A 7,754-nucleotide genomic window follows, 5' to 3' on the forward strand; every position below is an offset into this window, starting at 1 on the left:
TCTGTACGACAACGTGTTTCACAGTATCGCAGACAGCGCGACACACACGCCGGTGCCGGCCACGATGCTCAGGGCGACATTGCGCCGCCACAGGTGCGCGGCGATGGTGGCCGCCAGCCCCGCCAGATACGGGGCCGCGGACGAGACCGAGCCGTAATCGATCGTGGCGACCTGATGTACGGCCAGCACCACGACCGCGCCGAGCGGCATCCACCTGCCGAGGTCGGCCATCCACTCCGAGTTCTTGATCGCAGAGCCGAGTGCGAAGGGCAGCGCGCGCAGTGCGAACGTGATCGCGATGCCGATCCCCAGGGCCGCGGCGACATAGCCGACGCTAGGCATGTGCTCGACCCCGTCCCCGGTGCCGCACGACGAAGGTCGCGGTGAGCGCGACCATGGCCACAGGCAGGGCCGCTCCCGGGAGCAGTAGGACGGCGACGATGGTGCACGCCACCGCCGACATCATCGTCGAGCGGTCCGGCGCCGCCCGGTACGCATCCAGCGCGAGCACCACGAACAGGGCGGTGAGCACGAAGTCGAGCCCGCGGACGTCCCGCAGGAATGCGGTCCCGACCACGGCTCCCGCACCCGCGCCGAGCGCCCACGACACGTGCAGCCCGGCCTGTGTCCAGAGCATCCGCGCGCCCGTGATCCCGCGCCGTGCGGGGCCGCTGATCAGCGCGTACGCCTCGTCGCATAGCGCGAACACGCTGTAGCAACGTCCGGCACGGCTGCGGACGCGCTGCACCGGGAAGGTCAGGCCGTAGAACAGGTGCCGTGAGTTCACCAGCAGCGTGGTGACGGCGATGGTGGCCAGTGGGGCGCTCGCGGCGATGAGGCCCACGAGCAGGAACTCGAGCGACCCGGCGAAGACGGTGGCCGACACCACGGGCGCGAGCCACCAGGGGAGCCCGTGGCTCGTGACCACTACGCCGAACCCGATGCCCAGCGTGAACAGGCCCAGCCACACCACACCCGCGTCGCGACCGGCCGCACGCAGATCGTCGCGCTCGATGGTCAATTGCATGCAGCAATTTTAGGAGAACATTGCGGCAATATGATTGCCTATTCTTGTGCTGAAGGCAGATCAGGAGCACTATTCGGGAGTGGATTCTCTAGATCGCGCAATTGTTGCAGAGCTGCGGAGGGATGGCCGGCTGACCAATCAGGAGCTGGCGGCACGCGTGGGTCTCACGCCCGCGCCGTGCCTGCGCCGCGTGCGCCGCCTCGAGGCGGACGGGGTCATCACCGGTTACGCCGCGATCGTCGATCCCGCGGCGCTCGGGCGTGGCTTCGAGGTGATCGTCAATGCAGACCTGGTGATGAACGACCGCGCCGCGGTAGACGCGTTCGAGAGTCGGATCGTTGCGATGGATGAGGTCGTCGAGCTGCGCAGGATGTTCGGCCTGCCCGATTACGTGATGCGCGTCCGGGTGCGGGACCTCGACGCGTACGAGCGCTGGCTGATCGACTCTCTGATGGGCGATCCGGCCATCGCTCGTGTCGACTCGCGGATGACGATCAAGGTGCTCAAGTCTCCAGGGGCCGAATGAGATCGAGCAGTACGATTTGGACATGGGGTACGCGCTGTTCCTGATTCTCGGCGTCGCAGCCATCGTGCTCATAATCGGGATCGTCGCGGTCCGGCGGCGCAACGCGGCCTCGATACCGTGGCAGGGCGATCCCGCGGACTATCGGGTCGAGCCGATCAGCTGGCCGCTCGCCGCATGTGCGATCGACTCGGCCGCGCGGTCCATCGCTTGGGATTCGGTCCCGTTCACCGACCCGCGCAGTGCCGATCAGGTCGAGCGTGAGTGGGGTCTTTCCGGGCGACCGGATCTGCTGCGGACACTGCACTGGCTCCTGGTGCACGGCGACCGGATGCGCTCGGCGCACGAGATCGCGGTGTGGTCCTCGCCCGATGGTCGCCGGGCGTTCGAGGCGGAACGGGCGGCCGCACCGGACGAGGCGCGGCGCCGAGAGATGGCTTGGCGGTACGCCCAGGTGCAGCGTGACGCCTTCGCGGTGCGCCGCGCCGACTTCACAGCCTGGGACATGGTCCGTTTCATCATGCTGTGCCGTGCCGGCGCGACTTCGGGCTGGTTGACCGAGGGTGAGGCGACGGACTCGATGCTGGTCGCTCGAGGCGAGTTGCGCCGTCGGTATGCGGACTGGGTGACGCTGGGCGAACAGTACTGCCTCGGGCGGTGGTACAGCGGGTCGGGTGGCGGTCGCGCCGTCGAGAGAGAACTCGGACGCCTTCGTGCGATCTGCCGTGAACTGGCCGCCCCCGGTGAGCCGTGGGACCTGGTGCCCTACGACGCGGCCGCACCCGAGTGCACCTGGGCCCTGGCGGACGCACTCGCCGCCGAGGGTTTCGGACCGTTGCGCCCGGAGGACCGCGCCTCGGCGAGCCCGCTGGGCGTCCGCCTAGACGATATGGTCCGACGCCGCACCGGTGACGAACCGGAGTGACGAGGCTTCGTCAGTTCCGGGCGCGCCCGTTCGGTCGCGTCGGTTGACCGGGCAGCGTCAGCTGGCCGATGCCGGGGATGGTGAACGTCTGGCCACCCTGTCCGTTACCGTTACCGCGACCGTTGCCGTTGCCGTTGCCTCGCGTAGAGGGCGACGAGGTCTGCGGAGCCTGCGTGACGACGGGCGCCGGCGCGATGCCGTTCGAGAGCGTGAGAGTGATCGTCGTACCCGGATCGGTGAAGCCCGCCGGCGACGTCGACAGCACCGTGTCCTCGGCGGAACCGCTGTTGGCGTACTGCGTGTTCACCTTGAATCCCGCATCCGTGAGCCGGGCCTTCGCGGCCGCGACGGGCATGCCGATCACATTCGGGATCTTGCCGGGCCCGAACCCGTCCACGTACTTCTGATCGACCTTCGGCAGTGCGACCGGACCGTACATGGTCGCGAGCGGCTTGACCGCGGTGTACCAGGCCAGAGCCGGCTCGTTGCCGCCGTACACGTTGCCCTCGCCGCAGCTGCGTAGCGGTGAGGAGCAGATCGGGCCGGGGGAGTCACCGTCGTTGTAGACGTAGCTGGCGCCCGCCATCTGGTTGGTGAAGCCGACGAACGCCGACGAGCGGTGCGTCTCGGTGGTGCCCGTCTTGCCCGAGAGCGGCAGCGACCAACCCGCGGCCCCGGCGGAGCCGGCCGACGTACCGGCACCCTGGTCGTCGTGGCTCAGCGCGTTCGCGAGGGTATCGGCCAGTCCCGGCGGGATGACCTGCTCACAGGGCTGCGACTTGAACGGCACGGGCGTGGTCTCGGGTTTGCCGTCCTTACCCAGGACGGGCGAGCCGTCCGAGTTGCGCTTGGTCTGCGTGATCGACTGGATCGGGTTGGGCGGGCACCACTTGCCGTGCGACGCCAGCGTCGCCGCGACGTTGGACAGCTCCAGGCTGTTCACGGCCGTCGGGCCGAGCGTGAACGATGCCAGGTTCTGCTTCTTGAACATGTCCGCGAGGCTCTGCGAGCCGATGCCCGAACTGCCCGGCAGCGTGTAGCTGCGCATGCCCAGCTTGACGGCCATATCCACCGTCGGGGTGACGCCCACCTGCGTGATCAGCTTGACGAAGGCCGTATTCGGTGATGTGGCGAGCGCCTGCGTCAACGACATCGATCCCGCATACGACCCGGCGTTCTTCACGCAGTAGTAGTCGGCCGGGCAGCCGTAGGCACCGTCGCTCGAGCCGAAGCCCTTCACGGAGTAGTAGTTGGGGACGTCCAGGGTGACGTCGGTGCCCATACCCTTGGCCATCGCCGCGGCCACGGTGAATATCTTGAATGTGGAGCCCGCGCCATCGCCGACCTGCGAGAAGGGCTCCGGCTGGACGGTGTGATTCTGGGCGGTGTCGAGCCCGTACACACGGCTCGACGACATTGCGAGCACGTCGTGCGAGTTCTGACCCGGCCGGATGAGATTCATCACCTGAGCGATGTTCGCCAGATCCGGACTGGAGGTCTTGTTCAGGGCGTTCTGCACCGAGGCCTGCACCTTCGGGTCCAGAGTCGTACGGATGGTGTAACCGCCCCGCATGACCTGGTCCTTGCTGACGCCCGCCTGAGCGAGGTACTGCAGCACGTAGTCGCAGAAGTAGCCGCGGTTGCCGGTCGCCGCGAGGCAGCCCGCCGGCAGGGTGTTCGGCTTGGGCAGCACCCCGAGCGGAGCGGCCTTCGCCGCCTCGTACTCGGCGGCGCGGTCAGGGAAGTTCTGGATCAGCGTGTCGAGCACGGTGTTGCGCCGTTGCGTCACGCCCTTGGGGTCGCTGTACGGATTCAGCGAGCTGCTGGACTGCACCATGCCCGCGAGCATCGCCGACTCCGGGACGTTCAGCTGGGAAGCGTGCTTGCCGAAATAGGTCTGGGCTGCGACCTCGACGCCGTATGCGCCGTTGCCGAACGGCACGAGGTTCAGGTACCGGGCGAGGATCTCCTCCTTCGCCATGGTCTTGGCCTTCGCGTCGTCGACGCCGTGTTCGGCCTTCGCGCGCTCTTCCAGTGTGCGCTCGAGAGTCAGCGCCATGCGGACCTCGCGCAGCTTGCGGGCAGGCGTGGTCTCCGTGGCGGCACGGCGGTCCGCATCCGATTTGGCGAGCACGAGCAGCTGGTAGTTCTTGATGTACTGCTGGTCCAACGTCGACGCGCCCTGCTTCACCTCGCCTGCGGACGAGTTCTTCAGGAAGGCACGGACCGTCCCCTGCCAGTCGACGCCGTCGTGGTCCATGAACCGCTTGTCCTCGATCGAGATGATCGAGCGCACCATATCCGGCGAGATCTGGTCGAACGGGACCTGTACGCGCCGCTGGTCGTACAGATAGGCCATCGGCGTCCCGGAGTTGTCCGTCACCGTCGTCACTTCGGGCACCTGGCCCTCCAACAGCTCCGACGAGATGTTGTCGACGGTGTCCGCAGCCCGGTTGGAGACGAGCCCGGCGCCGCCTACGAATGGGAAGAGGACTCCGGCGACCAGGACGCCGGCCATGAGGCAGCACCCGACCAGCCAGGCGATCGTCTTCGTTCTCGACACGTCCCTCAGGATACGTGCCCACTCTGTGCTGTCACGGAGGTCACCGTGGGGGCGGCGTTGCTGAGACGCCCGTGCCAAATTTCCTGTACCACTGTGTCGCTTTTTTCCTCGCTCCAACTTGTGGTCGGCCTGTGATTCAGGTAACACTATCTCAGATGATGTGGCACGCGACCGACGGGGCCTCCAAAGAGACAGCGGTCGCAGCTGCGGAGCACTGAACCACCCGTGGGTGGGAGAGGGGAACCGACGATGACAGACCTGGGGCGCGCGCTCACCGCCGACGAGGACCGTCTGGCCTGGGTATCGCAGGCACGATGCCGCGAGGTCGACCCGGACGAGTTGTTCGTCCGCGGCGCAGCGCAGCGCAAGGTCGCGACCATCTGTCGTCACTGCCCCGTCCAGCTCGAGTGCGGTGCGGACGCCCTCGACAGCCGCGTCGAGTTCGGTGTGTGGGGCGGCATGACGGAGCGCCAGCGCCGCGCCCTCCTACGTCAGCATCCCGAGGTCACCAGTTGGCGCGCGTTCTTCGAGGCCCAGCGCACCCGCAAGCGCTGCGCCGGATAACCATCAGCGAACGGCCCCGCACCCGCATCAGGGGTTCGGGGCCGCTGCTATGCCCGGGCGCGGCTACGTGCCGCATCGAAACTCCGTCGGCGACAGCGACTAACCGTCCCGCAGTGTGTCCCCGGTCTCCGGCTCACCCATGATCTGTTCGGCGACCGCCTGCAGCGCCTCCAGGCTCGCCACCTCGAACGGCAGTGATGGCACACCCACGACCCGCACGTGCGGAGTCCGGCGTACGAAGTCCGAGAGCACGGACACCTCCCGTGCCGCTGTCTCCGCGCGCCACGCGTGCACCCGGAGCACCGCAGACGCAACCGGGTCGTCGATCGATTGTGCGAGGCGGGCAGCCGCCCGCTTCGCGTCCTCCGGAGGCACGTCCGCGAGCGAGGGATGCGTGCGGTTCACGATCAGGCCGACCAGCGGCATGTCCTCCGCGCGCAGGCGCTGGATGAAGTACGAGGCTTCGCGCAGTGAGTCGGACTCGGGGGATGCGACCACCACGAAGCGGCTGCTGGGTTGCGCCAACAGAGCGTAGGTGCGGTCCGCCCGTTCCTGGAAGCCGCCTAGGAGCGAGTCCATCTGGCCGACGAATATCGATGCGTCCGAGAGCATCTGGCTTCCGACGATCGTGGACACGACCTTGAGTGCGATGCCCATGCCGCCGGACAGCACGCGCCCCACGCCACGCGTCGGTGCCGCGATCAGCCGCATGAGGCGGGAGTCCAGGATGGAGCCGAAGCGCTTGGGGGCGTCCAGGAAGTCGAGCGCGTTGCGGGACGGTGGGGTGTCGACGACCACGAGGTCCCAGCGGTCGTCGGCCACCAGCTGCCCCAGCTTCTCCATGGCCATGTACTCCTGCGTGCCGGAGAACGACGACGCGATGGTTTGGTAGAAGGGGTTGGACAGGATCTCTTCCGCGCGCCCAGGATCCGCGTGCTCGGTGACCATCTCGTCGAAGGTCCGCTTCATGTCGAGCATCATCGCGTGCAGCGAGCCCGAGCCCGGAACGTCTACCGGCTGCGGCTCGTTCGACAGGTCGGCGACGCCGAGGGCCTGTGCCAGGCGACGTGCGGGGTCGATCGTCAGCACGATCACGCGGCGTCCCTGTTCGGCCGCCCACACGGCCATGGCCGCCGCCGTCGTCGTCTTGCCGACGCCGCCCGACCCGCAGCAGACCACTACGCGCGTGCCGCGGTCGGCGAGTTCGGGCCCCATTGCAAGCTGGTTCATCGCACCCCCGCCCGTCCGAGGACCTCTGCCAACTCGTAGACGCCGCCCAGGTCCACGCCCTGCGGCAGCAGTGGGAGCTCGAGCAGTGCCGTCCCGCCGCATTCGGTGGCGACCCGCTCCAGATCGTCGCGCGCCTCCTCTTGGCCGCTGAGGGTCCGCGCGTAGTCGATGGTCTCGGTCAGCAGCCCAGCGAAGCGTGCATCGTCGAGAGCCAGCCCCGCGGATTCGAGACGCGACCGCACCGCGGGGGCGTCGACGGCACCGTCGGCGACCGTATGCACCGCCGCCTCCGGCAGGAATCGGGGAAGAGCCTTGTTGATCACGAGCGCACCTATGCGCAGGTCCAGCTCGCGCAGTTCGCGCGCCGCCTCGGCCGACTCCTGTACCGGTAGCGATTCGAGCAGTGTCACCAGGTGTACGACGGTGTCCTCGCTGTGGAGTAGCCGCACCACCCGCTCGGCCTGCCCGGACACGGGGCCGGCCTTCGCGATGTCCCGCATTGCGCGGGTGACGTCGAGGAACTTGCCGATCCGGCCCGTCGGCGGGGCGTCGACGACCACCGCGTCGTAGGCGTACCGATCGCCCTCACGCCGCTGCGTCAGCTCCATCAGCTTGCCGGTGATGAGGATGTCCTTGAGCCCCGGCGCGAGTGTCGTCGCGAAGTCGATCGCGCCGATCCGGCGCAGCGCCCGCGCCGCCAGCCCCATGCCGTAGTTGGTCTTCAGATAGTCGAGGAACGTGGTCTCGACGTCCATCGAGAGTGCGTACACCGCACCGTCGTTCGCGGCAGTGGCGATCTTGGACTCGTCCGGCGGGAGGTCCGGCACGTCGAATGTCGGCGCAATACCGGCGCGACCTTCGACCTCCACCAGCAGCACCCTCCGACCCGCGGGGGGGGGGGGCCCCGGGGGGGGGGCCCCCG

At 68.1% G+C, this 7,754-nt stretch carries 8 protein-coding genes; 3 read left to right on the forward strand and 5 right to left on the reverse strand.

Features of this window, described 5'->3' with window-relative positions; all coding sequences use genetic code 11:
* Window positions 1-18: 18 nt before the first annotated feature.
* Window positions 19-342: an AzlD domain-containing protein gene (locus P0W64_RS20495; RefSeq protein ID WP_275482033.1), complete on the reverse strand. Its 324-nt coding sequence runs from the start codon at window positions 340-342 to the stop codon at window positions 19-21.
* Window positions 335-1,027 carry an AzlC family ABC transporter permease gene (locus tag P0W64_RS20500; protein ID WP_275482034.1) on the reverse strand — a complete coding sequence of 231 codons (693 nt, stop codon included), beginning with the start codon at window positions 1,025-1,027 and terminating at the stop codon, window positions 335-337. Before P0W64_RS20500 ends, P0W64_RS20495 begins: the two co-directional genes overlap by 8 nt.
* 79 nt (window positions 1,028-1,106) lie before the next feature.
* Between P0W64_RS20500 and P0W64_RS20505 the strand changes: the two genes are divergently transcribed.
* A complete protein-coding gene (locus P0W64_RS20505) occupies window positions 1,107-1,553 on the forward strand; it encodes an Lrp/AsnC family transcriptional regulator (RefSeq protein WP_275482035.1) in 447 nt (148 codons plus the stop codon).
* A gap of 22 nt (window positions 1,554-1,575) precedes the next feature.
* A complete protein-coding gene (locus tag P0W64_RS20510) occupies window positions 1,576-2,475 on the forward strand; it encodes a DUF1266 domain-containing protein (RefSeq protein WP_275482036.1) in 900 nt (299 codons plus the stop codon).
* Between the two features lie 10 nt (window positions 2,476-2,485).
* On the opposite strand, the gene P0W64_RS20515 is transcribed toward P0W64_RS20510, so the two are convergent.
* Window positions 2,486-4,993 (reverse strand): penicillin-binding protein, encoded by a 2,508-nt coding sequence (locus P0W64_RS20515; protein ID WP_275482041.1) that lies wholly within the window; start codon window positions 4,991-4,993, stop codon window positions 2,486-2,488.
* 294 nt (window positions 4,994-5,287) lie between these two features.
* Between P0W64_RS20515 and P0W64_RS20520 the strand changes: the two genes are divergently transcribed.
* Entirely contained in the window at window positions 5,288-5,602 is a 315-nt protein-coding gene (locus P0W64_RS20520; protein ID WP_275482037.1) for a WhiB family transcriptional regulator, read from the forward strand.
* A gap of 99 nt (window positions 5,603-5,701) precedes the next feature.
* On the opposite strand, the gene P0W64_RS20525 is transcribed toward P0W64_RS20520, so the two are convergent.
* Both P0W64_RS20525 and P0W64_RS20530 read right to left on the reverse strand, forming a co-directional pair.
* Entirely contained in the window at window positions 5,702-6,832 is a 1,131-nt protein-coding gene (locus P0W64_RS20525) for an ArsA family ATPase (RefSeq protein ID WP_275482038.1), read from the reverse strand.
* Window positions 6,829-7,701 (reverse strand): ATPase, encoded by an 873-nt coding sequence (locus P0W64_RS20530; protein ID WP_275482039.1) that lies wholly within the window; start codon window positions 7,699-7,701, stop codon window positions 6,829-6,831. The genes P0W64_RS20525 and P0W64_RS20530 overlap by 4 nt, the downstream gene beginning before the upstream one ends.
* Window positions 7,702-7,754: the final 53 nt, after the last annotated feature.

This window comes from Tsukamurella sp. 8F (genome assembly GCF_029167375.1).
Classification (GTDB): Bacteria; Actinomycetota; Actinomycetes; order Mycobacteriales; family Mycobacteriaceae; genus Tsukamurella.